Here is a 25,636-nt window from a genome sequence, read left to right as displayed (position 1 = left end):
GTTAACCAATGCCTATTTTATTAAAATTTAATTTATTTCAGTTTTAATAAGGTCTTTGGGCATAATGATATGTTAAAAAAAAATGCATTTCATCGAATATCAAATTATTAAACATCCAAGTGGTGAAATACAAACGTAAAACTACAATTACATCAAAATTATGCAGTTCATCGAAAATAGTTGAACTTTTAACGATGATAATGAAAAAATAAATAATATTGTAATACCCCAACAATTATCATTAAACATAAACGTCTTATACTTATGAAACTTCACCCCTCGAATCACCTTCAATTGGTCCTATCATGTATCGTTCTATTTTTAAGTATTTCCTGCAACAAGGATTCTGATTTATTAACGGAATATGTGGTAGAAAACCCTAAGGCTTTACTGCTCAACGATATTGTAATTACCTTAGCGAATAACCCAATTATCATTGAACCTTTAAAGAACGACACCTTTAAAGAACCTGAAAAAGTTACCATAATTGAGGTTACACCTCCAAAAATGGGAACAGCGGTAGTTAATGAGGACAATACTGTGACTTATACTCCAGATGCAAATAAAACAGGTACTGATGATTTTGTTTATACTACAAGCACAACCAATTCTGATGAATCGGTCAGTACTGACCAAGGTTCCGTTATAGTAACGGTGGCCCCAGAGGCAGGTAAACCTGGTAACGGAGAAACCCTTACTTTAAATTCACTCAAGGCCTTTCCTTCCGCATTTGGCGCGGGGCAACATGTAACCGGTGGACGTGGAGGCAAATTGTATTTGGTCACTAATCTAAACGATAGTGGGCCAGGTTCTTTTAGAGAGGCCTACGAGGCTACCGGAAATAGGGTAATTGTCATTAAGGTTGAAGGTCGGGTAAATCTTTCATCACCAATAACCCCGAATCAAAAATCTAACGGTAATGTTACAGTAGTAGGTCAGACCGGCCCAGGTTATGGTCTTACGCTTTCAGGTTCCGCTATTACCAATTTCAACAATGGCAACATCGTGATAAGGCATCTTACCATTAGGAATAGGGACAAAAATGATTATTCTCCCTTCGGTATGCGCGAAATACCGGACAATAGTGAAGGTGGCTATATCGATCATCTATCATTGGGATGGTCGACCGACCAACAGACGTTAGATATTCTAAGTCGCTTCGCAAGTAATAAATTTACCATTGCACATAATTTATTGGCGGAGGGAACTGGTACAGGAGGAATATTGGGTGATTCTGGAAGTGGCGCAAGTCCTGCTGGGGATTACACAATTTCAAGAAATATGTTCTATAATATTACCCATAGATTCTTCAATATGTCCGGATCTTCAGGGAATTTTCAGCAGTTTAACAATTATATTGTCAACTGGCAAGGGAGGTTATCCGTGACAAGTGGTGGTGTGCATGTAGATTGGTTTAATAATTATGCCGATAAGGGCAATCACTCAAAATCCTCCTCGATCCCTGTCAATAAAGCCTCTTATGACCGCGATTTTCGTACATATACTGGATTTAATTATGTCGAGGGCGTTGATGAAAACCCTGTTGACAATCAGACTAGTTTATGGGTGAATTATAAATCGAATACAGATGGTCCCGATAATGCCCCTTTAGCCTCATATCACTATGTGAGTGCCAGACAATTCAATTTTGAGGAGCCTTCTGGCGGTGTATGGAATGTGTTTGATGTTCCATCAAAAGTGACAAATACAGTAGGACACAATAGAGGGGCAGATAGTGACGGCAAGCCCGTATTTTTAAGGGATGCTTTAGATGGTTCATTTATAGACAAATCCTTGTCGGGCAGTACTGAGGCCACATATAGAAGTACCAGTAGTTATTCATATCCTTCTTTAAGTTCCGGCTATTCCGCTTGGAAAGATACGGATTCAGATGGTATGGCAGATACTTTTGAAGATGCACATGGTTTGGATAAGAATAATCCTGCCGATGGTTTACAAAAAAAGGTTGATTGGAATTTTGGAAATTATAATGTAATTAACAATGCAGGATATCATAATCGCGAGATATATTGGGCCTACTTAGCCAATGATTTTGAAATAATGTTAGGTTTAAGCGATAATTAAAATAAACAATAACTTTGTTTGATAAACTTTAATTTCTCGACATATACAAACAACAATCCACATTATAACATTACCATTACATTAGTTCTATTTATGTTGGAGAACCGAAGAGCAAAAAAGAGACTGCCCAAAATGGCAGTCTCTTTTTTATTTAAAGGCACCGTCCCAAAATAGTCTTATGTGAAATACAAGTGCTCAAAATATTCCAGAGCTTATGTACGTATTGAATATCCAGAAGGAGGGTCAAGCAAAAACTTGTTCGACCTTTGATTTATATGTTTTCATTGTTATTTCATTTTGGCCTTGCATCTGTTGTCGTGTTAAGTAATGGCAGAAGTAATGAGGTCTTTTATTATTGTTGTATACCCTCACGCTATTGCCAACGAGCCGTTTCATGGATTTCAGGTCAAGATTATCTCAGGAGAACAAAAACTCTTGTTTTAGTCATCCATTGACCCTTTCCGCTACTTCATATTCATTGAGGTCATAAGCTTCGGTTATACTACTTTTGATACTATTCTTGTTTTGATATTGTTCATGGCAAGAAGTGATTTATACCCGTTACCACGTAACCTATCCGAGTGGTGCGTCAGGGCCGACATTGCTTTTCTACTGTAACGTCCTATAGCTTCCTGGCAGGCTTAAACTGTCGAAAATATCGTAGCCCACTTTTTTCTTTGAGTAGCCATCCGTAACCAATGCCAGGAACATCGGGCTTTTCCTGTTCCCCACATAAGTTATATCAGAGACCAGGAACTGTTAGGTAGGATAGATAGGCATTTGATCGCGTTGCGGTACTTTCTGAACCTATGGTGCGAGTCTATTGTAATGTGATATCTTTTTCTTTTGGCAGGACCAGCATATGGTTCGCCCAGAGTATGGCGAACAGCAAATCCCTTCCTACTTTGATCCGATTAAGGTCTTCCCTCAATAAGTGATATAATTTTCTTGTACCTATGCGCGGTTGTTCCATACGGATCGTATTTACCTTGGCCACCACGGCAGTGGCCTTTTGCCAATATGCCAGTGCGATCTGATTTTTCTATGATAAACCTGTCTGCTTCTCACGAATAACCAACAGGTGGCTGTGAGGCTCTCTTGATGTTCTTCTCTAAAGGTATCTATTACTCGGGCGATGAGTTTTTTTTCGTATAAGGATATTGTACTACTTGTCAGCCCGATCGAACATCATATCAAAGATATTGGCCTTTCTGTCCTTCTGTTCGACCTATTTCTCCAGTGTCTATTCTGCATTTTCAAAAGCCGGTTCTCCTGTTCGAGTTCCAAAAGACGTTGTTCGTGTGTTTTGTTGTGCCAATCAAAGTTAGCATATTTTCGCATCCAATTCGTTCCCTTGACCTGGCCTGGATTCCATTACGCCTTACGGCCTAGGTGGCCGTGAGTTCTCCGTTCTCAATTTCGTTGACGACTTTAAGTTTGAACGCCATAGAGTGGTCCTTTTGCGTATGCTTAACGTAAATTTGCTCTGATTTGTCCATTACATTTTCTTTTTGTATAACGTTATTTCAGGACTAGAATTTTTACCAAATCCAAATCGTATAAGGGATTTAAAAGTTCAAGGGCATAATTATAGGCCTGGGAGCCATCATCTCAACAAGAATTAGGCTTAACACCAAATATTGTTATTAATACTTCTAGATTGGGCCAAATAATTTCAAAGTAGGTTAAAACCCTCACCGCATTAAAACCTTCTTACAAACCTTTTTACAAACTTTCTTACAAACCTTCTTACAAACCTTCTTACAAACCTTCCCTATAGTCATGTTAATAATTTAACAAAAACTCGCTAAGAACTAACTTAATTCTTAAAGAAATGGGCATTTCATCGAATAAAGGAATTCTAAACATCTAAACTCTGAAAATCAAACGTAAAACTACTAACACAACTAAAAAATAGGCAGTTTGTCGAAAATATATACCATTTACCGATAATGTTGTGAAAATAAAAATTATTATAAACCCCAAGTGATTATCATTTAAATTAAAGTCTTACACTTATGAAAATTTCCCCCTCGAATCTTATTCAACTGACCCTTTCATGCCTTATTCTGTTATTAATTTCTTCCTGCAACAAAGATTCCGACCTCTTGGCGGAATATGTGGTGGAAGAAAATCCAATTGGCAGTGAACCAAAAGAAGTAATTCTCGATTTGGCAAATGCAGTATTTACAACAGAAGAAGATCAACCCGTATCCTTTAATATGCTTTATAACACTACTAGCAATAGGAAAGGCCGTAGAAGGTATAAGAGCAGTATTAAACCCAGATATGGTAAGATTAGTATAGAAAAGGACAGTATAGCCGTGTACACTCCTTCTAGCGATTATAATGGCAAGGACAATATTGAAATCACCTTAGAAGAGACAAATGAGGATGAAACAACATCCGAGGTAGTGGTTACAGTTGATGTTACTGTTGAGCCCGTAACAGATGTTGTGGAAGATATAGTAGAAGTTCCTTCAGGTACCACTCCGGTGGCTCCTTTAGTAATAGAACCACTTAAAAATGACACTTTTAATAAGGAAAGTGAGGTGATAATAACCGAGGTGAGTGTACCATCCAATGGTACAGCGGTAATAAATGAGGATAATACTATTACATATACTCCGAATACGAATAATACCCCAGAGGAAACTCCAATAGTAGAAACCCCAGTAGAGGAAGTTCCCAAGGAGGATACCTTTACTTATACCACTTCGGTCACGAATCCAGATAATACTGTGACGGAAGAAACAGGTTCCGTTATAGTAACGGTGGCCCCAGAGGCAGATAAACCTGGTAACGGAGAAACCCTTACTTTAAATTCACTCAAGGCCTTTCCTTCCGCATTTGGCGCGGGGCAACATGTAACCGGTGGACGTGGTGGCAAATTGTATTTGGTCACTAATCTAAACGATAGTGGGCCAGGTTCTTTTAGAGAGGCCTACGAGGCTACCGGAAATAGGGTAATTGTCATTAAGGTTGAAGGTCGGGTAAATCTTTCATCACCAATAACCCCGAATCAAAAATCTAACGGTAATGTTACAGTAGTAGGTCAGACCGGCCCAGGTTATGGTCTTACGCTTTCAGGTTCCGCTATTACCAATTTCAACAATGGCAACATCGTGATAAGGCATCTTACCATTAGGAATAGGGACAAAAATGATTATTCTCCCTTCGGTATGCGCGAAATACCGGACAATAGTGAAGGTGGCTATATCGATCATCTATCATTGGGATGGTCGACCGACCAACAGACGTTAGATATTCTAAGTCGCTTCGCAAGTAATAAATTTACCATTGCACATAATTTATTGGCGGAGGGAACTGGTACAGGAGGAATATTGGGTGATTCTGGAAGTGGCGCAAGTCCTGCTGGGGATTACACAATTTCAAGAAATATGTTCTATAATATTACCCATAGATTCTTCAATATGTCCGGATCTTCAGGGAATTTTCAGCAGTTTAACAATTATATTGTCAACTGGCAAGGGAGGTTATCCGTGACAAGTGGTGGTGTGCATGTAGATTGGTTTAATAATTATGCCGATAAGGGCAATCACTCAAAATCCTCCTCGATCCCTGTCAATAAAGCCTCTTATGACCGCGATTTTCGTACATATACTGGATTTAATTATGTCGAGGGCGTTGATGAAAACCCTGTTGACAATCAGACTAGTTTATGGGTGAATTATAAATCGAATACAGATGGTCCCGATAATGCCCCTTTAGCCTCATATCACTATGTGAGTGCCAGACAATTCAATTTTGAGGAGCCTTCTGGCGGTGTATGGAATGTGTTTGATGTTCCATCAAAAGTGACAAATACAGTAGGACACAATAGAGGGGCAGATAGTGACGGCAAGCCCGTATTTTTAAGGGATGCTTTAGATGGTTCATTTATAGACAAATCCTTGTCGGGCAGTACTGAGGCCACATATAGAAGTACCAGTAGTTATTCATATCCTTCTTTAAGTTCCGGCTATTCCGCTTGGAAAGATACGGATTCAGATGGTATGGCAGATACTTTTGAAGATGCACATGGTTTGGATAAGAATAATCCTGCCGATGGTTTACAAAAAAAGGTTGATTGGAATTTTGGAAATTATAATGTAATTAACAATGCAGGATATCATAATCGCGAGATATATTGGGCCTACTTAGCCAATGATTTTGAAATAATGTTAGGTTTAAGCGATAATTAAAATAAACAATAACTTTGTTTGATAAACTTTAATTTCTCGACATATACAAACAACAATCCACATTATAACATTACCATTACATTAGTTCTATTTATGTTGGAGAACCGAAGAGCAAAAAAGAGACTGCCCAAAATGGCAGTCTCTTTTTTATTTAAAGGCACCGTCCCAAAATAGTCTTATGTGAAATACAAGTGCTCAAAATATTCCAGAGCTTATGTACGTATTGAATATCCAGAAGGAGGGTCAAGCAAAAACTTGTTCGACCTTTGATTTATGCAAAAAACCAAGAGTCTAAATAGGAAGAATTCTATATTTCTAACGCCCCAAAACTGTAACCTGAAAGTCTTTATTTTTAAGTTGAAGGATTCTGCCGAAGCGCTGGTACCCGTGTTTTCAAACTAGTTCAATATGCTCTTGCGAGGTATGAACATGAACCGGAACTTAATTTAAGCTAAAACTGCTGTACAAATGAGAGGCACCTGTCTAGTTCAACAATAATATCAAAAAGTAGTTAATCATTATCACCAAAATACACAATGAGTAATTATATTTTTTTAACCCCCCATGCTTATAGTTAACCTATTATGACTCATCTTTCAGAATTATTCACAATTCCCTCTAGTATTGTGGCGCAATCCAACATTGTAGAACTACTAAACCCATACCTGAGATTCAATTTTTTATAATGTTCCAAAATAGATTTTAAGGTATTCATATTCCTCTTAGTATTTTGGCCAAAATTATGGGGATGCCACCATAAGTGGTACAATAAATTGTTTTTAGAAGCATGTGTCATACTCCTTTTTATTCGTCTCAACTTTAAATATTCCAAAGCCCCCCCCCCCATAGCCATGTAAGGCCTAAAAAAGCGACTGGATGGAATGTTATAAGGCTTTTCAGAATTTAAATCTGATAAATTATAACTATTATGACCAGAAATATTTATATAACAGTCCAAGGTCCTGTATATCTTCTTTTTTAAAGAAGTGCCCTCTTTGCTATCTGGTGCATAATACCAAGCGTTCTCATTACCTCTAAAGGTTAAAATTCCCATTTCCCTACATACCTCCAAATATTCAGGATTAAACTGATTTCTTGGAAAAACCAGACTAAAAAGTTCAATTTCCTTTGCTTTCGCTATTTCAATGGCCGATGCCAAATCTGCCTTAAACTCTTCCAAAGTCTGTCCAGCTTCATGGCAATAATAATGGGAAAAGGTATGGGTGCCAATTTCATGTTCGGGATATTTATCCCTTATCAATTGTATTAAAGGCAACGCAAAATGATACGGGTCCTCCACCGAATTCTCCTTTACCTGCACAAAACCGTCCGTATATGGCGAAAGGTTGGTATCCTCGTAATTAGGTTTTAAATCTGGACAATATTTGAGCATTTCCTCCTTATCCTTGGCAAATAACAATCCTACGGTTGAAAAAGTTGCCTTTACTCCATAATCCCTAAATAACTCCAGCATATCTGGAATCAGTTCATGAACCTTTGCCAATGCAGATGCATAGTCTTCAATCCTTCGCTTATCGCGAACTCCCCAAAAAAGTTCAAAATCAAGTGAAATTACAAAGGTCCCTTTTGTATTCATGTAACAAATAAATATTAAAAATTAAATTGAATTTATATATTATCAACGTATAATTGGAGCTCCGTAAGTCATAATTACTATAAATATAGTTAAAGTGCACTTTTTGTGTATATATACCAAACAAACCAATATTGATGATAGTTGTAAAACCAAAAAAAATATTGATTTTGTGCTCGTTGGCCGAATCCCTAATTAGTTTTAGGAAAGATATGATATCCGTTTTTCTGACCAACGGATTTAAAGTCTATACAGCATCTCCCAACTATAATTCAGAAATATTTGAAGAATTGTCCGACATGGGTGTTACCCCTCTACAATATTCTCTTCAAAGGACTGGAATGAACCCCATTAACGATTTAAAATCTTTGCTGGATATCAAGAAGATTGTAAAAACCCACAACATAGATCTTATTTTCCCCTATACCATTAAGCCTGTAATTTACGGTTCCATTGCAGGTAATTTAACTGGTACATCCGTGATTTCCTTGATTACCGGTCTAGGTTTCACATTTAGCAAAAGTTCCAAAAAGGCACAAATTTTGCAAAAGTTAACCGAAGTTTTATACAGGTTGGCCATTAGAAACAATAAGGCGGTAATCTTCCAAAACGCAGATGATCTTGAACTTTTTCTCGAAAAAAGTCTATTGTCCAAAAATCAAAGGGCACATATTGTTGATGGCTCGGGAATAAATTTAAAAAAATATCCCTTTAGACAAAATAACCATAATTCCAAAAGAAAGGTTTTTGTTTTAGTTGCCAGATTGATTAGGGAGAAAGGGGTGGAATTATTCATAGAAGCTGCTAAATCGCTTAAAAAGGAATTTCCAGAAGCAGAATTCCATCTCATTGGGGAACCTGATTCTTCCCCTTCATCCATTAAAGTGGAACTTCTGGAAGAACTCCATAAAAACAAAACTATTGTCTATCACGGATTTCAAAAAAACATCTCAAAATTCCTTGAATCTTCAGATGTTTTTGTTTTACCTACCTACTATCGCGAAGGTATCCCTAGATCTATATTGGAAGCATTATCCATAGGGATGCCAATAATTACCACCAATACGCCGGGCTGCAGGGAAACAGTAATTAGTGGAAAAAACGGAATCCTTGTTGAACCTAGGCAACTGGAGGAACTCAAAGCAGCCATACGCTTTTTCTTAGAAAATTCCGAAACTATTACAAACTGGGGAATAAGAAGTAGAAAGTTGGCTGAAGATAGATTTAACGTGGAAATAATTAATAATAAAATTCTAAAAATTTTAAACAACACTAGAACGAAGGAATTATAATTATTTGAACGGATTGTCAAAATTCAATATTTTATTAAACTTTACCGAATAAAATAATCTATTATAGGACCAAACAGTGTTAATTTTGCCCTTCATCATCAATATTTAAAAAATGTACGCAATTTTCTTTAAACGAATTTTTGATATTATAATTTCCCTAATAATATTGGTTGTCTTTAGCCCTTTGATTGTATTATTTATCATTTTTCTGGCCATTAGCACCAATGGCAAACCATTTTTTTTACAAAAGAGACCGGGCAAGAATGGCCAAATTTTTACTATTCTGAAATTTCGCACCATGAACGACCGGAGGGACACCATTGGAGATCTTTTGCCAGATACGCAGCGTATCACCAAAATTGGTGCAATAATGCGCAAGGCTTCTTTGGACGAGCTATTGCAGTTAATAAATGTATTAAAAGGTGAGATGTCTATCGTTGGGCCAAGGCCACTATTAATAGAATATTTACCGCTCTATAATGATTTACAGGCCCAACGCCATAACGTTAGACCAGGAATTACAGGATGGGCGCAGGTAAACGGACGAAATAGTATTAGTTGGGAAGAAAAATTTGAATATGATATTTGGTATGTAAAAAATCTAAGTTTAAAAACCGATTTGATTATATTCCTTAAAACAGCCAAAATAGTCTTTGGCGCCAAAGGCGTCTCTGCAAGTATTTCAGAAACCATGGAGAAATTTAAAGGTAGTAAGGCCATTCAAAATAAAAGAGACTATCAATAATTCAGATTTACTACTGGCAAATACACAATATAAAGTATCTACCCTACAACTACTGATGGTCACCGCACCAAAACGCTTTTAACCTCTAACATACTTGGGAATGTTTTATATTATTTATCATATACACTAACGTAAAATCCTGAATATTCTCTATAGATTTAGTATACTAAACCACTCTGCACTGAAAGTGCAGAGGTTTTTTTTACAAGGGACTGAAAGTCCCTGAGACTATTCCAATATAAAATTGGAATTATCCGAACCGTCTCGGCGATGATGCTTCATATAGTCATTGACCATCTAATCAGTAACATTGCCCGTACTCCAGACTCCATAACCACTCGCCCAAAAATATTGCCCCCAACAGCGTTCCTTTAAATGGGAAACTCCTGTTGAAGCTTTCTCGATGTCCTACCTTTCAATTACTTGACCATCGAACTTACATTCATCCTAGGGGCAAACTCAACATGCATATGGACATTGTCCGAGCTCACCACACCTTTCATAATCTCGATGCCCTCGGCTTCACATATTTGTATGAGAAGCTCACGACAACGTTTCTGTACATCTCCAATTAATACCTTGTATCTATACTTGGTAACACAAACCTAGATGACAAGTCAATCTGCTCACGGTATGCGATCCCTTTCTCAATTTATGGCCCATACCCCTAAAACATGTATTTTTGCGCAGTACTAAAGTGCTGCAATAAATTGCAGGGTTTTAAACCCTAACCTGAGACCAATAAACTTAACGAAAAAATCGTTATTACAACGATTATCCTATTAACTACAGGAATGGGTAAAATAAATTAGGTTACCTTTGCCCTAACATTCAAGTAATATTTTATTAATCATTAAAATTAGTTCGGACTTTAAAATAAGCGATATTGAATCCCCCTAATAAAATATATCTTTCCCCCCCACATATGTGCGGGTCGGAGCAAAAATATATTGCTCAAGCCTTTGACAAGAATTGGATTGCTCCTGTAGGAAATAATATTGATGTTTTTGAAAGTTCAATTGGTAAGTTCGTCGGGGAGGGAGTTAATGTCACGGTTTTAAATTCGGGAACTGCTGCCCTACATTTAGCTCTAATACTTCTCGGAATTTCCAAGGATGATGAAGTAATATGTCAAACCTTGACATTTGCAGCCTCAGCCAATCCCATACAATACCTTGGCGCTACCCCAATCTTTGTGGATAGTGAAAAGGACACTTGGAACCTATCACCTTTCCATCTGGAAAAAGCTATATTAGACAGAATGACGATGGGCAAAAAGCCCAAAGCGATAGTAGCAGTTCACCTCTACGGCATGCCCTATAAGGTAAATGAAATTAGAAAAATTGCCGACCGTTATCAAATCCCAATTATTGAAGATAGCGCAGAAGCATTAGGCAGTAACTATAATGGTGTCCAATGCAGTAGCTTCGGAGATATAGGAGTACTGTCCTTCAACGGCAATAAAATAATTACTACTTCTGCCGGTGGGGCCTTGGTTACCAAAAATATGGAATTATTGAAAAGGGCTGTTTATTTATCCACCCAGGCCAAGGACAACACACCTTATTATCAACATTCCGAAATTGGCTATAATTATAGAATGAGTAATATTTTAGCTGGCATTGGTAGGGGACAAATGGAAGTATTGAACAAGAGAATTAAATCTAGGCGCGCCATATATGAATACTACAGAAGCCGGCTGGAAAATATTCCTCAGATTGAATTTCTAGATGAGCCCAGAGGCCACTTCTCCAACAGATGGCTAACATGTATTTTAACATCTTCCTATAAACTTAGGGAGGAGATTCGCCTAGCTTTGGAAGCCGATAATATTGAATCCAGACCACTGTGGAAACCTTTACACCTTCAACCTGTATTCCAGAAATTCCCAAGTTACATAGATGGTACTGCAGAGGACATTTACACTAGAGGATTGTGCTTGCCAAGTGGTTCCAATCTAGATGTTGATGATTTGGAACGAATTATTTCTATAATTATATCAAAAACCCAAAGAGTTCTAAAATTTGCTTAATTAACAGTGTTATTGCACAGCTCTAACCTTTTACATCATCTTTAGGGTAGGTCACAATTATTTCCAAATTAGAAATGCACCTACATCAAATAAAGAAAATTTATACGATCAATTTAATATTTCCAGGATGCCTTGAATACTATCATACTAAAAAATTTGGGCATAATATTACATGAAAAAGGCAATCCTTTAAGTCGTATGGCACCACTTATGATTTTTACTTAGGTGAAAATGAAAGAATTATTTTTGCCTTAGTTTATCAATCCTTGGTTAAAAAAAATGTGAAACTAGATTTGCTTGGTTTCACATTTTTTTAATGGTCTCTAAATGAACGCATTTACATGGCCACTTTATCATTTTTATTTAAAATAGATTTAAAAGTTAAAAATAAAATTTTCAAATCTGTCAACATTCCCTTTTCTTCAATATACTTTTTGTTAAGTTCCAGTTTTCTTGGCATCACTTCCTCAATATATTTCTTTTCAGGATCACTGGCCAATTTCAATATTTCATTCTCATTTCTAAAAAAAATAGAAGCGTAATCCGTAATTCCTGGTTTAATGGAAAGAACAATTCTATCCTCAGTGGAATACAAATTCACATATTTGGAAACTTCCGGTCTTGGCCCCACCAAGCTCATACTGCCAATAAGAACATTAATCAATTGTGGTAATTCATCCAATTTATATTTCCGGAGATAATAGCCTATTGGAGTAACCCTGGGGTCTCGATCTCCTACTGTTAATAAACCATTCCTGTCCGAACCAGTGTACATAGTTCTAAATTTTAGAATATTAAAGTTTGCACCATGGAGCCCTACCCTACTCTGCTTATAAAATATCCCACCCTTTGAAGACAATGCAATCGCCCCCGAGACAATAATCAATATAGGCGAAATAAACAATAGACCTAGACCTGAACTTATAATATCAAAGCTTCTCTTGAGCATAAAGCACCTTTTCTACGGATTCGCAAACAGCTTTAATAATATAGGCAATTTCCTTAGTCGATAATTGTGGGTATATTGGTAAAGATATTTCATTGGCATATTGGTTATAGGCATTTGGGAAATCCGCTATTAAATATCCCATCTCCTTGAATAACGAAAGTAATGGCAAGGGTTTAAAATGTACGTTTACAGCCACATCAAAATTAGAAATCATTGTGATGATCTGGTCGCGTTGATCTTCATTGGCCCCTTCGATTCGAAGTGCATAAATATGGCAGGAAGATTGTTTTTTATTGGATTTATAAGGAGGAAGAATAGCCCAATCTTTTTCAGAGAAATGTGAATTATACTCTTCAAAAATTCTTACTCTTTCAGGTAGTGCTGAACTAATATAACTTTCCATTTGTCCTATCCCAATAGCAGCCAATACATCGGGCATATTAATTTTTAATCCTGGATAAATAATGTCATAGCTCCATGCCCCGGCCTTACTCTTGGTAAAGGCATCCTTTGTTTGTCCGTTCAAAGAGTAACATCTTAAAGTATTATATAACTCATCATTATTGAAAGGTAGTGGCAAATTTAAACATATGGCCCCTCCTTCAGCTGTGGTAACATTCTTTACAGCATGTAAAGAAAAAATGGTTACATCGGTTAAAACTCCGGTTTGTAGACTTTCATATTTCGCACCTATAGAGTGCGCTGCGTCCGATATAACTAGAATTCGTCCTAACTTTTCCTGAATCTCATTGTTGGCTTCAAATAAATTCTGTTTACTCAGAACCAATTCATTTATTTCCTTATAGTCACATGGCCATCCGGCAATATCCACAGGAAAGATTACCTTTGTTTTATTGGTTATAGCTTTTTCAATAGCATCCAATGATATATTAAAATCTTCAGAAACGTCCACCATAATAGGTTTGGCATGAGCATGAATCACCGCCAAAGCTGTAGCCGAATAGGTATATGCAGGTATTATTATCTCATCATCCGGTTTTACCCCGAACCATTTTAGCATTAACATAGCACCAGAAGTCCAGGAATTAACACAAAGAACCTGTGGAGCTTTGGTTAACTCAGCTATCTGGCTTTCTAATTTCTTTACTTTGGGCCCAGTCGTGATCCATCCCGATTCAAGAGAATCCATTACTTCGTTCTTAACTGAATCATTAATAAAAGGTGGGGAAAATGGAATTTTCATATCGCTTTCTTATATTGCTTTTTTATATAAATCTATATACTCACCACTAATAACGCTTAAACTAAATTGTTCTACATGTAATCTAGCATTATTTCCTAACTGTTCAGCCAATTGTCTATCCTCGGCCAATTTAACCATCCCATTGGCCAAGTCATCGGAATTCTCCACTTCAACATGAAGGCCTTCCTGTAAATGTCTCACTATTGCATTTGTACCAGGGACATTTGTAGTAATACTGGGCAAACCTAATGCAGAAGCTTCCAACAATACTCTGGAGAAACCTTCCCTAAAAGTAGGAAGAACAAATGCATCCGAGTTGAGCATTAATTCTTGAACATCCTTCCTAGGCCCCAACCAATCTACAACATTACTATATTTCTCAACAATCTGTAAATTTAATCGTTTAGATGCCTCTTCCAATGGTCCAACCAATAAAAATTTATACTCATAATCATTGTCTTTACATATTTGTGCCGCTTCCAAATAATTAATTATCCCCTTTTCATAAACCAATCTAGAAACACATATAAAGGTGAAATTGGAGGTTTTATTTTTTGTCATATTTATTAAATTGGAAAGATCTATACCGCTTCCATAAATCAACGAGCTATTGGAATGGTTCACCAATTTATTATCAACGAAGTATTTTCTATCATCCTCATTTTGAAAAGTGGTGTGATAAACCCTCTTTCTAATTAAAAAGTGCAACGTAATATAGAAAATTCTATATATCTTGAATTTCAGATCATTGGACATAAATATAGTTCCCATACCCGTAATGGTTCTAATTACTTTGGTTTTGAGTCCAAATGTTGCATAGGGAAGAATAAAAGCCGGCTTGGTATCAAATGTTTGGACAATATCAAACTTATGTATCTTAAGAATTCTTCTATACTCCAGCACCGTCTTAAAATCGGATATTGGATTGAATTTTCTATTTAATTTATAACCTATATATTTAATACCCTCCGGGTAATCATAATCCTTGGTACCCAAAATGGTGACATCAAAATTATTCCGTATTAGGCACTGGGCCAAGCCAATCCTTTTATGGGCATCTTCACTACCAACCAAACAAATACTGATTTTTTTGTTCATTAACAAAATTACAATTAGATTTATTCTGAACATCAAAGAAACAGATTAGTTCTCTTTGTTTATTTTTTTGTAGTTAAAAACACAATTATAAACGTTAAATAGTTATTTTTGATTGAGCTCTCGAGATAATAGGCAATTATTTGCACGTAATGGAGTCAATGTTTTAGATTGAATTATGTAATTTAATCTAATATCTATGTAATTTCCTACATTGGATTAATTGGATTTAAACTTTATCTATCCTCTTGTGCTATAGACCACCAATCAAAAAAGACCCTCCTTTTGAAAAATCCATTTAACCAGTTGTATTTTGCCTTTTGGCGATTTATAAAGGTTATATTATTCTAGTTTGAAAATTAAAATTATGTTTATCCCCTGAAAGAAGATAAATCAGTATTAATCCAAATTATTTATAACGATGTTAACACAAGTCGAAACCAAAAGTAAAATAAAAGATTACATCATCAATGCTACTCTATCGGATAATAAAACTATTTCTGATGACACTTTAATTTTTGAAACAGGTCTATTGGATTCTATGGGATTATTGTTTCTTATAGAATTTTTAAAGGAGGAATTTAACGTAGTTGTAAATGACGATGAGCTTTTACCGGAAAATTTTGAATCGGTAAACAGTATTATAAAATTCATAGAAGGCAAACTATAATATTCAATTAACAATTAATATATAGATATGTGCGGTATCGCCGGTTTCTATAACTTTCAAACAGATAGTCTAGAGCAGACTAGCATTCTAAGGCGAATGCTTACTAGAATCAAACATAGGGGACCGGACCAAAGTGGTATTTACTTATCAGACAACATTGGGTTGGGAAGTGTAAGATTGAGCATTGTGGATCTAAGCAGCGGTACTATGCCTATTTCCAATAGCGATGAAACCTTGTGGATTGTTTTTAACGGTGAGATATTTAACCATATTGAACTGAGAGAGGAACTTTTAACAAAAAATCATTCCTTTAAAACGCACAGTGATACGGAAGTTATTGTTCATCTGTACGAAGAGTATGGATCTGAATTTGTCCACAAATTAAATGGACAATTTTCTATTGCCATTTGGGATAAAAATAAACAAGAATTGTTTTTGGCCAGGGACAGAGTTGGTATTAGGCCACTTTACTATTCGGAGGTGAACGAAACCTTGGTATTTGCCTCTGAAATTAAAAGTATGTTGGAGTTTCCCGGTTTTGAACCGAAACTTTCACCAAAAGCTATTTCCGAATACTTTACATTTTGGACCGCTTTATCTCCCGGTACCGTCTTTGAAGGTGTTTATGAAGTTCCCCCTGGAAGTTATATGGTTATAGATAAACACTCAAAAAAACTCACCACCTATTGGCAACTGCCCTTATACAAACCCAACGAATACAAGTACACGAACATTGATGATGCGGCAAAGGATTTTGAGACTATTTTTAGTGATGCAGTGAAATTAAGGCTTAGGGCAGACGTTCAGGTGGCAGCTTATCTTAGTGGTGGACTGGATTCCAGTGTAACCACCTCCTTTATCAAAAATATATCTCCTGAGAATCTTCAAACTTTTTCTATTGGTTTTACGGAAAAGGACTATGATGAATCATCCTATCAAAATATAGCTGCCGATTATTTCAAAACACAGCATTCCAGTGTAATGTGTAGTCCAAGTGATATTGCAGATAATTTTAAAAGCGTTGTTTGGCACTCTGAGGCCCCTTTGTTAAGAACTGCTCCCGCTCCAATGAGCCTATTGGCCAAGAGTGTACGTGATCAAAACATAAAAGTTGTTATTACCGGTGAGGGAGCCGACGAACTTTTAGGCGGATACAATATTTTCAAGGAAACCAAGATAAGGCGGTTTTGGTCCAAGGACCCGACATCTAAATACCGTCCGCTCTTGCTCAAAAAATTATATCCTTATTTGCCGCAGATGCATAATGCCAACAACAATGTTCTAAAAATGTTCTTTGGATACAAATTAAGTGAAACTTCATCACCAATTTATTCCCACCTACTAAGATGGAACAATACTTCACGAATCAATAACTATTTAACCAAAGAATACCGGGATGCCATTGGCGACTATAATCCAATAAACAGTATTGAACAAAAACTCGGACATAAACTTAATGGCCTAGATTCTTTGGCCAAGGCGCAATGGATAGAATTGAACATATTTATGTCCGGTTACCTTTTGTCCTCACAAGGGGACCGTATGGGAATGGCGAATTCCATAGAAGGGAGGTACCCTTTTTTGGACCACAGGGTAATAGAATTTTGTATGAGCCTACACCCCGATTTAAAGTTGAATGGGCTAAACGAAAAATATCTTCTAAAAAGATTAATGAAGGGTAAATTGCCTGATGAAATTTTAAATAGACCCAAGCAGGCATACAGAGCTCCTATAAGAAGTTCTTTTACATCGGATAGCTTACCCATATATCTAAAGGAAATGTTGTCTGAAACTGATATTAAACAAGCCGGAATCTTTAATCCCGACTACGTAGGTCAATTGCTCACCAAAATGAAAACCAAAAATCAGGTTTCCGAAATAGACAACATGGCTTTAACGGCCATACTGTCCACTCAAATATTAAATGACCTTTTTATAAATAAATCAATTCAGGAACTAAATGACGATGAACTCGTTAATCTTGATAAAACGATATTAGACTATTAAACCTTAATAAAACCTTTTTTTATGAAACCATTTTCGAAAGATATTTTACACCTTGAAAACATTGATGAAGTTTGTAATAATATTATCACCAAGTTAAAATCCGATGTTGCTCAAAAATTACAACGTAGAGGGGCCGTTATCGGTATCAGCGGTGGTATTGATTCATCAGTTTGTATGGCCTTATCGGCAAAAGCATTTGGCCCTGAAAAAGTAACAGCAATTATGTTACCAGAACAGGATTCTAGTGATGACAGTAAAAACCTAGCCTTGAAATTAGCCAATAAATTCAATGTCAAAACTTTGGAGGAGAACATCACCAAAGCTTTGGATGGATTTGGTTGCTATGAAAGGAGAGATGAGGCTATTGCCAAGGTAATAACGGATTTTGACCCAAAAGTGGATAAAGCCAAAATTGAAATTAAACAAAATATTGGACAAAATATTCCAGCAATATTTTCAGTGACGGTCATAAAGCCTAATGGAGAAGTAGTTAGTAAATTATTACCTGCTAAAGAATATCTACAAATTGTAGCTTCGACCAACTTTAAACAACGCAGCAGGATGTCCATGCTGTATTATCATGCAGAAAGACTTCATTGTGCAGTTATTGGCACCCCAAACAAGCATGAGGTTGAACAAGGCTTTTTTGTAAAATATGGTGATGGTGGTGCCGATGTAATGCCTATAGGACACCTCTACAAAACTCAGGTTTATCAATTAGCAAAACACCTTGGAGTTCCTCAGGAAATAATAGATAGAACCCCAACAACCGATACTTATACCGCTGAGCAAACACAAGAGGACTTTTTCTATCAAATGCCATTTAAGGAAATGGATTTGATCTGGTATGGTTGGGAGAATAATTATAAGGCGGAAGAAGTTGGTAAAGTAATGGACAAATCAGCACAGGAAATCGAGAATATTTATAAAAGTTTTGAAAGAAAGAAAAAAACTACTGAATATTTGAGAATGAAACCTATATTCTAAATCAATAATTCTATTATTTATGAATGTTTTTGATTATTTATTTGACTCAACACAAAATCTGGAAAAGGATTTTGTGTTGGGCCCAAAAGAAAAAATTTCATTTAAAAAACTTCATGAAGACAGTTTAAAAGTTGCTTCATATTTAAAGCTAAATGTTGGTCGGGATCAAAACATAGTTTTAATTAGCCCCAATTCTGTTTTTTTTATTACTGCTTATTTGGGAATACTTAAATCTGGTAATGTTTGTGTTCCACTAAATTTTTCTATTGAGCAAGAAAATTTAGATTTTATAGTAAAGACTACCGATTGTAAAAGTGTTTTTATGGCCCGCAGTTTACAATCAAAACAACAATTGGACAACAGCGTAAAATGTATAGATGAAGCTGTACTTGAGGAAATAATCGGACATCAGGAAGTAGTTTTATTCGATTTGGATTTCGACAAAAATAGTCTGGCAGAGATTATATTTACCTCTGGATCTACAGGGGCACCGAAAGGTGTTATGATAAGTCATCAAAATATTATTGCCAATACCCAATCCATAATTGAATATTTAAGTTTATCCTCTGAGGATGTTGTTGGAGTAGTTTTACCCTTCTTTTACTGTTATGGTCTTTCCTTATTACATACCCATCTGAGGGTTGGGGGATCCATTGTATTGAATAATAGTTTTATCTTTTTAGGTTCGGTCATTAACGATTTAAAAAAGTATAAATGCACTGGATTTGCAGGGGTACCGAGTCATTATCAAATATTGCTTAAAAAATCCCAAAATTTTAAAAATACAGATTTTCCGGATTTAAGATATGTTACTCAGGCTGGAGGCAAATTACATAATGTTTTTATTGATGAATTTGTGGAATCTTTTCCGAAAATAGAATTCTTTGTCATGTACGGACAAACCGAAGCCACGGCACGTTTGTCTTATTTACCCCCCAATCTGATAAGTTCAAAGAAAGGATCCATTGGGAAAGGTATTCCCGGGGTATCCCTAAAAATAGTAAATAAAAATGGTGATCCAGTTAACTTTGGGGAAGAGGGTGAGCTAATGGCAAAAGGAGAAAATATAATGCTTGGCTATTATAAGGAATCCGAAGAAACAAAAAAGACCATTGTAGATGGATGGCTTTATACCGGTGATATCGCCGTTGCTGATGAGGATGGCTATTTGTACTTAATGGCAAGAAAAAAAGAAATCATTAAAGTTGGAGGAAAACGGGTTAGCCCAAAAGAAATAGAGGAAGTTATCCTATCTATTCCTGAAGTGGTAGATTGCACTATTACGGGAATTGAAGATGACATTTTGGGTGAAGCCATAAAAGCTACAATTGTACTAAATAGCCAAATGGATCATGAAAAAATGAAGGAAAAAGTTCTAATGAGATGTTCTGAAAAATTGTCTCTGTATAAGATTCCTCAACAAATTGAATTTGAAAATAATCTTTCTGTCAATGCTGCTGGGAAGAAAATAAAAAAATAAGGATTCCCATAACTTTCTTCCGTCTACAGCTACATATACAATTGACCAACTTACGAACATATCTATATTTATTTGATAAATAATAAATCAGATAGGGATAAATTTTACGTTAGGATTAATACATTTACATTGTAAATTTTCACAATGTTTTCTTTTAACCCAATTATTTCATTTTCTAAAGATTTTCCGATTGATGCCGCATATTACAATTGTAGAAAAAAAGGTGGAATGGGATGCACTTGTCCATTCTTTTGAGCATTCGGATTTCTATCACACCTATGATTACCATAGAATAGCAAAGAATAAAAATGATCGTGCTATCATAATAAAATATACAGAACAGGACAGAGTAATTGCACTTCCATTATTATTGAGAAAAATTCCAGGATCTACCAGTATGGATGCCACGTCGGTCTATGGATATGCAGGGCCCTTATCCAAAAATATAGATTCAAATTACGATAACATAAATTATAGGAATCTACTTCATGAGTTCTTTCTTAAAATGAAGATAATTTCTATTTTTTCAAGGTTAAATCCGTTTATTCCGCTACAGGATATAGTTTTAAAAAACCTGGGCGAAATATTCTTTAGTGGTAAAATAGTTAATATCGACCTAACCAAGGACCTTGACACCCAAAAAAAACATTACAATAGGAGACTTAAATCCTATATCAACAAATCTAGGAACCAATATTCAGCTAAATTATCAACCACCGAAAGCGAAATTAATGCATTCATTGAACTATATTATGAGAACATGCGTCGTGTAAATGCTACAAAAGGTTATTTTTTTGATCGTGATTATTTTTATGATCTTTTACACTGTAAAGACTTTAAAACCGAAGTTTTAATTGCAGAGCACAATGAATCTAAAAAAATAATTGCAGGTGCAATGTTTATAAAAAAGAACAATATTGTGCAATACCACTTATCAGGAGCATCTGAAGAATATCTGCATTTAAATCCAATTAAAATGCTAATTGACGAAATGCGCATTATGGCAACAAAGGAAAGTTACAAATTTTATAATTTAGGTGGCGGTGTTGGAAGTAGCGAAGATTCATTATTTCGTTTCAAATCGGGATTTTCTAAAGATTTTAAAGAATTTGCGCTTTGGAAATATATTGTTAATGAGCCGAAATATGAGGAATTAACGAAACGAAATCTACAAAAGGAGGGAAATTTGACCAATATCGGGTCCAATAGCTTTTTCCCAAGTTATCGGTATAACAACAATGCCTAATAACATAAATTGCAACATATGAAAGATAATCCGTTCCTATCGGATACGTTCACACGAATTTGGTCAAAACATTTCAATAAAGATAAGCCAACTTATATCTTTAAGTTCATTGCAAATCTATCCTTTACCAAATCCACTTGGTTACCTATCTATTGCAATATAGGGAAAAATCATACCAAAGGAATTTCTTACTCATTGGTGCCGGACCAAAGCACAGATTTTGCAAGAGGTGTTTTTTTAATTTATGATGTTCCCACCTTCTTTAATTTGAAAATAAATAATTCAAATAAAAAACTCGGTCTTATCAAAATAAAACAATACCAAGGTTTTTTAGTAGAATTGCTGAACTATTCCGACTTTAACCAATACTTTTCCTCCGCATTTAGCAAAAGTTCGAGATACAAACTAAACAAATATAAAAAACGGCTGGAAAGTTGTTTTGATATTTCATATAAAATGTACTATGGTGCCATAGATCCCGACCAATACAATACCATTTTTGTGCATTTTAAGCAGCTGTTGGAGAAACGGTTTTTGGACAAAGGCACTACCAACAATAATCTAGATCCAAAGGAATGGAACTTTTATACCGAAGTGGCATATCCGATGATCCTTGAAAAGAAAGCCTCCCTTTTTGTAATTTATAATGGGGATACCCCAATTGGTGTAACCTTAAACTATTTTTCAGATACTATTGTTTTCGATGCTATAACCGTTTTTGATATTGATTATGAAAAGTTTCATCTGGGATCGGTAAGCATTATGAAACTTATTGAATGGTCCATAAATCAAAAGTTCAAATATTTTGATTTCTCAAAGGGTCATTTCGACTATAAAAAAAGATGGGCCAATAAGGAATATTATTTTGAATATCACCTGTATTACGATAAATCATCTATTATATCCTCTGCTTTGGGTAATACCATAGCATTGTATTTTAATCTTAAACAATATTTCAGGGAAAAAAATCTGAATGTCAAATTTCATAAGTTAACCTTTTGGTTTAGGAACCTACAAGCCAAGAAAAATGAAAACGAAAAGTACTTCTCCATGCCCATTGGGGATGAAATCAATTTGGAAAAATATATTGAAATAAACAGGGATAGTGATGAATGGATCCATTTAAAGGCCAATATCTTTGAGTTCTTATATCTGAACAACTCATCTGAAAAAGATCTGAAGGTTAAGAAAAATACTCTGGATAAAAACAGCTTTGTACTCGAGTGTAATGACAGGAGGGTAATGCTCACAATGTTAAAATCCAATTAGATAATGAAACATTATAAATATTTCAAAGAATTGGTACATGGATATTAATAATCCTTCCCAAAAAATTGTAATGATCTGCGGCCATGGGGAATATCCATTAATGGTGTACAACTATTTAATTGAAAACGGCCTTCATATTGAGCGGCTAATTATTGAGCAACCTGTAAATACTCAAATTTTTCTAAAACGAAGAATTAAAAAATTAGGTGTTTTCAATGTTCTAGGGCAAGTCTTAAATCGGGTACTAATTGTTCCCATACTAAAAATAGAGGCAACAGAAAGACTGCGAAGAATTAAGGAATTGGGGCGACTTAACAGCACACCTCCTAAAAATGACATTATCTCAAAAGTTCCTTCTGTCAATTCAACGGAATGTTTAAATATCTTACAACAACTAAATCCGGACGCAGTAGTGGTTGTCAATACAAGAATTTTGAATAAGGTAACCTTATCCTCCATTCAAGGAAAATTTATTAATATTCATGCAGGGATTACACCAAAATACAGAGGATGGCACGGAGGATACTGGGCTCTTGTCAATAAGGATAGTGCCAATTGTGGAACTACAATTCACTTGGTTGATAATGGGATAGATACAGGAGGCGTGTTGTACCAAAATAATATCAACCCAACAAATCAAGATAACTACTACACCTATCCCTTTCTTCAACTTATTGCCGGTTTACCAATTTTAAAAAAAGCGATAGTAGATGTTTTAAATGAAAATATTGAAATAAAAATATGGAATAAAAATCATGAAGGAAACTTATATTACCACCCAACTATTTGGGAATACATTTCTAATAGATTAAATAAAAAAGTCAAATAATCCACTTCTGTTAAATCCATTTAAAATTGAGGTCATTTTAGCTTCATTTCTTCTTAAGACCTTAACTATTCTAAATTTAGGTCAGTACCTGTATATGTAATATTTTGCTGGGTAAGATATTGGAAATGGGGTAGTACTCGTTCAATTTTTCAGGAAAAAGGTATAATTAACTTATAAATTTGAACACCATTTTATTTCCCAGAATTAAAGTCCTTACACAATCAACGTCCCTTCATTGTTGGATCCATTAAATTTTAAACCAATTTAAATGAAATAACATTATTTGAGGATTGAAATATCTAGGTTCTAAATTATGAATAATACGAGGTAGAATTGGATCACGAAAGTATTATAAAGATTGCGAAAATTAAAAATAACACCCCTACATATAATTCCAAGTAGCCTCCAATTATAATGTTGTATATAATTTCTCTATTTATGTTTAATATTTTCTTCAAATTGAATATAAACATTGGAATCAAGTCATTTTAATTAGCTACAGCGCTAATAATCAATCTATATAAACGTATATTTATGTATAGTCTCCCCTTATTTATTCAAATATGGTATTCTATTTACTATGAAACTAAGTACGCAACCTTTCTCAACATTCCTTTTTGTTTTTCTTTCAGCAGCAGCATTATGCCAATCCCAGGTAACCTATGAGGATGCCTTTCCCGACCTGAGCTTTGAATTCCCGACGGAAATAATGACTGCCGGTGATAATAGCGGGAGAATGTTCGTTGTTGAACAGGCGGGAAGGATAAAGGTCTTCCAGAACAGCGAAAGCACCTCGGTAGCTGATACATTCCTGGACATAAGCGATATCGTGAGTTTTTCCTCCGGTCAGGAGATTGGACTTTTGGGACTGGCCTTCCATCCAGATTACGGCAATAACGGATATTTCTATGTATACCATACCAGACAGAGCAACTTATCAGGCGTGTACGTGGAAATAGTGCTGGCAAGGTATTCCGTTAGCGCTGACGACCCAGATGGCGCGGATCCAGACAGTGGCATGGAGATATTCAGTTTCGACAAGAACCAGGGAAATGCCAACCACAACGGGGGTAAGATAGCCTTTGGGCCCGATGGATACCTATACGTCTCCATCGGAGATGGCGGCGGCGGCGGAGACCCCAACAAGAACGCACAAAATTTGAACAACGTCTTCGGGAGCATCCTCCGGATAGATGTGGACCTGGACGGCAACAACCCCTTGGAATCCAACCCCGATGCCCCGGATGGGAATTATGAAATACCGGCCGATAATCCCAGGGTGGGACAGAGCGGATTGGACGAACTATATGTCTGGGGAATTAGGAACACTTGGAAGTTCTGCTTTGACGGACCTACAGGGCACATGTGGGGAGCGGATGTGGGACAGGGCGACAGGGAGGAGATCAACCTGATCGTAAAGGGAGGGAATTATGGCTGGAACAGGTTCGAGGGCAATACCGTGGAGGACGCATCCACCGTACTGGCCACCACCCCGGACATCAAGCCCGTTTTTGAATATAACCGCAGCAACGGGGACATCTCCGTAACCGGAGGGTACGTTTACCGTGGGGCCAGCAATAATCCCCAGATAAAGGACAAATATATCTATGGCGACTATGCCTCGGGTAGGATATGGGCACTGGACTACAATCCCTCCAACGGAGAGGCCACATCGGAACCGCTGTTCAGGACCAATGGCCAATACATTTCCTCCTTTGGATTGGACGAAGCGGGCGAACTCTACTTCAGCGATTATGGCACCGCATCAAAACTCTACAAAATAGTCGGCGGCAACAATGGCCCCCAGACCGTTGCCGTAAACGGTGTGGGCGATTGGTACAGGATGGCGGAAGGGACCAATGGTACCGTAAGGGCCCTGACCGTACCGACGGAAGGCCCCGTATATATCGGGGGCGAATTTACGACCGCAGGCGCCATTGCCACTGC

17 protein-coding genes and 1 pseudogene are annotated in these 25,636 nt (G+C 36.3%); 13 read left to right on the top strand and 5 right to left on the bottom strand.

Translation table 11 applies throughout. From position 1 onward, the window contains the following. Positions 1-264: 264 nt before the first annotated feature. Both CWD91_RS22025 and CWD91_RS22020 read left to right on the top strand, forming a co-directional pair. Positions 265-2,085, top strand: coding sequence for an Ig-like domain-containing protein (locus tag CWD91_RS22025; RefSeq protein ID WP_103443140.1), 1,821 nt, complete (start codon positions 265-267; stop codon positions 2,083-2,085). 2,018 nt (positions 2,086-4,103) lie between these two features. Then, positions 4,104-6,290 (top strand): Ig-like domain-containing protein, encoded by a 2,187-nt coding sequence (locus CWD91_RS22020; protein WP_103443139.1) that lies wholly within the window; start codon positions 4,104-4,106, stop codon positions 6,288-6,290. A 589-nt stretch (positions 6,291-6,879) separates the two neighbouring features. On the opposite strand, the gene CWD91_RS22010 is transcribed toward CWD91_RS22020, so the two are convergent. Next, positions 6,880-7,887 (bottom strand): polysaccharide deacetylase family protein, encoded by a 1,008-nt coding sequence (locus CWD91_RS22010; protein WP_103443138.1) that lies wholly within the window; start codon positions 7,885-7,887, stop codon positions 6,880-6,882. A 134-nt stretch (positions 7,888-8,021) separates the two neighbouring features. On the opposite strand from CWD91_RS22010, the gene CWD91_RS22005 reads away from it, so the two are divergent. Both CWD91_RS22005 and CWD91_RS22000 read left to right on the top strand, forming a co-directional pair. Next, complete coding sequence (locus CWD91_RS22005; RefSeq protein ID WP_103443137.1) at positions 8,022-9,176, top strand: glycosyltransferase family 4 protein; 1,155 nt, start codon at positions 8,022-8,024, stop codon at positions 9,174-9,176. A gap of 112 nt (positions 9,177-9,288) precedes the next feature. Then, positions 9,289-9,921 carry a sugar transferase gene (locus CWD91_RS22000; protein ID WP_103443136.1) on the top strand — a complete coding sequence of 211 codons (633 nt, stop codon included), beginning with the start codon at positions 9,289-9,291 and terminating at the stop codon, positions 9,919-9,921. Positions 9,922-10,149: 228 nt separating this feature from the next. On the opposite strand, the pseudogene tnpA reads toward CWD91_RS22000, so the two are convergent. Continuing rightward, positions 10,150-10,584: pseudogene (gene tnpA, locus CWD91_RS21995) on the bottom strand (IS200/IS605 family transposase). A 262-nt stretch (positions 10,585-10,846) separates the two neighbouring features. On the opposite strand from tnpA, the gene CWD91_RS21990 reads away from it, so the two are divergent. Continuing rightward, positions 10,847-11,953, top strand: coding sequence for an aminotransferase class I/II-fold pyridoxal phosphate-dependent enzyme (locus tag CWD91_RS21990; RefSeq protein ID WP_103443149.1), 1,107 nt, complete (start codon positions 10,847-10,849; stop codon positions 11,951-11,953). A 337-nt stretch (positions 11,954-12,290) separates the two neighbouring features. Here CWD91_RS21990 and CWD91_RS21985 read toward each other — a convergent pair whose 3' ends face one another. Genes CWD91_RS21985 through CWD91_RS21975 form a run of 3 tightly spaced genes read right to left on the bottom strand, consistent with a single transcriptional unit; the run spans position 12,291 to position 15,204 of the window. Further along, the gene (locus CWD91_RS21985; RefSeq protein ID WP_103443135.1) at positions 12,291-12,902 is read right to left on the bottom strand and encodes a sugar transferase; all 612 of its coding nucleotides are present in this window, start codon (positions 12,900-12,902) and stop codon (positions 12,291-12,293) included. Beyond that, positions 12,883-14,106 (bottom strand): DegT/DnrJ/EryC1/StrS family aminotransferase, encoded by a 1,224-nt coding sequence (locus CWD91_RS21980; protein ID WP_103443134.1) that lies wholly within the window; start codon positions 14,104-14,106, stop codon positions 12,883-12,885. Before CWD91_RS21980 ends, CWD91_RS21985 begins: the two co-directional genes overlap by 20 nt. A gap of 9 nt (positions 14,107-14,115) precedes the next feature. After that, positions 14,116-15,204, bottom strand: coding sequence for a glycosyltransferase family 4 protein (locus CWD91_RS21975; protein ID WP_103443133.1), 1,089 nt, complete (start codon positions 15,202-15,204; stop codon positions 14,116-14,118). Between the two features lie 418 nt (positions 15,205-15,622). Here CWD91_RS21975 and CWD91_RS21970 point away from each other — a divergent pair, with 418 nt between their 5' ends. The 8 genes from CWD91_RS21970 to CWD91_RS21935 form a co-directional block, all read left to right on the top strand. Next, positions 15,623-15,871 (top strand): acyl carrier protein, encoded by a 249-nt coding sequence (locus CWD91_RS21970; RefSeq protein WP_103443132.1) that lies wholly within the window; start codon positions 15,623-15,625, stop codon positions 15,869-15,871. Positions 15,872-15,898: 27 nt separating this feature from the next. Then, positions 15,899-17,878: an asparagine synthase (glutamine-hydrolyzing) gene (gene asnB, locus CWD91_RS21965; protein WP_103443131.1), complete on the top strand. Its 1,980-nt coding sequence runs from the start codon at positions 15,899-15,901 to the stop codon at positions 17,876-17,878. A gap of 21 nt (positions 17,879-17,899) precedes the next feature. Then, on the top strand, positions 17,900-18,865 hold the full coding sequence (gene nadE, locus CWD91_RS21960) for an NAD(+) synthase (RefSeq protein WP_192877711.1): 966 nt from the start codon (positions 17,900-17,902) through the stop codon (positions 18,863-18,865). 19 nt (positions 18,866-18,884) lie between these two features. After that, a complete protein-coding gene (locus tag CWD91_RS21955) occupies positions 18,885-20,345 on the top strand; it encodes a class I adenylate-forming enzyme family protein (RefSeq protein WP_103443129.1) in 1,461 nt (486 codons plus the stop codon). Positions 20,346-20,538: 193 nt separating this feature from the next. Further along, entirely contained in the window at positions 20,539-21,591 is a 1,053-nt protein-coding gene (locus CWD91_RS21950) for a peptidoglycan bridge formation glycyltransferase FemA/FemB family protein (RefSeq protein ID WP_103443128.1), read from the top strand. An 18-nt stretch (positions 21,592-21,609) separates the two neighbouring features. Further along, positions 21,610-22,860 (top strand): GNAT family N-acetyltransferase, encoded by a 1,251-nt coding sequence (locus CWD91_RS21945; RefSeq protein ID WP_103443127.1) that lies wholly within the window; start codon positions 21,610-21,612, stop codon positions 22,858-22,860. Positions 22,861-22,897: 37 nt separating this feature from the next. After that, on the top strand, positions 22,898-23,689 hold the full coding sequence (locus CWD91_RS21940; protein ID WP_103443126.1) for a formyl transferase: 792 nt from the start codon (positions 22,898-22,900) through the stop codon (positions 23,687-23,689). A 580-nt stretch (positions 23,690-24,269) separates the two neighbouring features. Next, positions 24,270-25,636 (top strand): PQQ-dependent sugar dehydrogenase (locus CWD91_RS21935; protein ID WP_192877710.1); only part of this gene is annotated, 1,367 nt, incomplete at its 3' end.

It is taken from the genome of Arenibacter hampyeongensis (assembly GCF_002909255.1).
Taxonomy (GTDB): domain Bacteria; phylum Bacteroidota; class Bacteroidia; order Flavobacteriales; family Flavobacteriaceae; genus Arenibacter; species Arenibacter hampyeongensis.
Note: the sequence above shows the minus strand (reverse complement) of the source record. Positions and strands in the feature narration are given on the sequence as shown.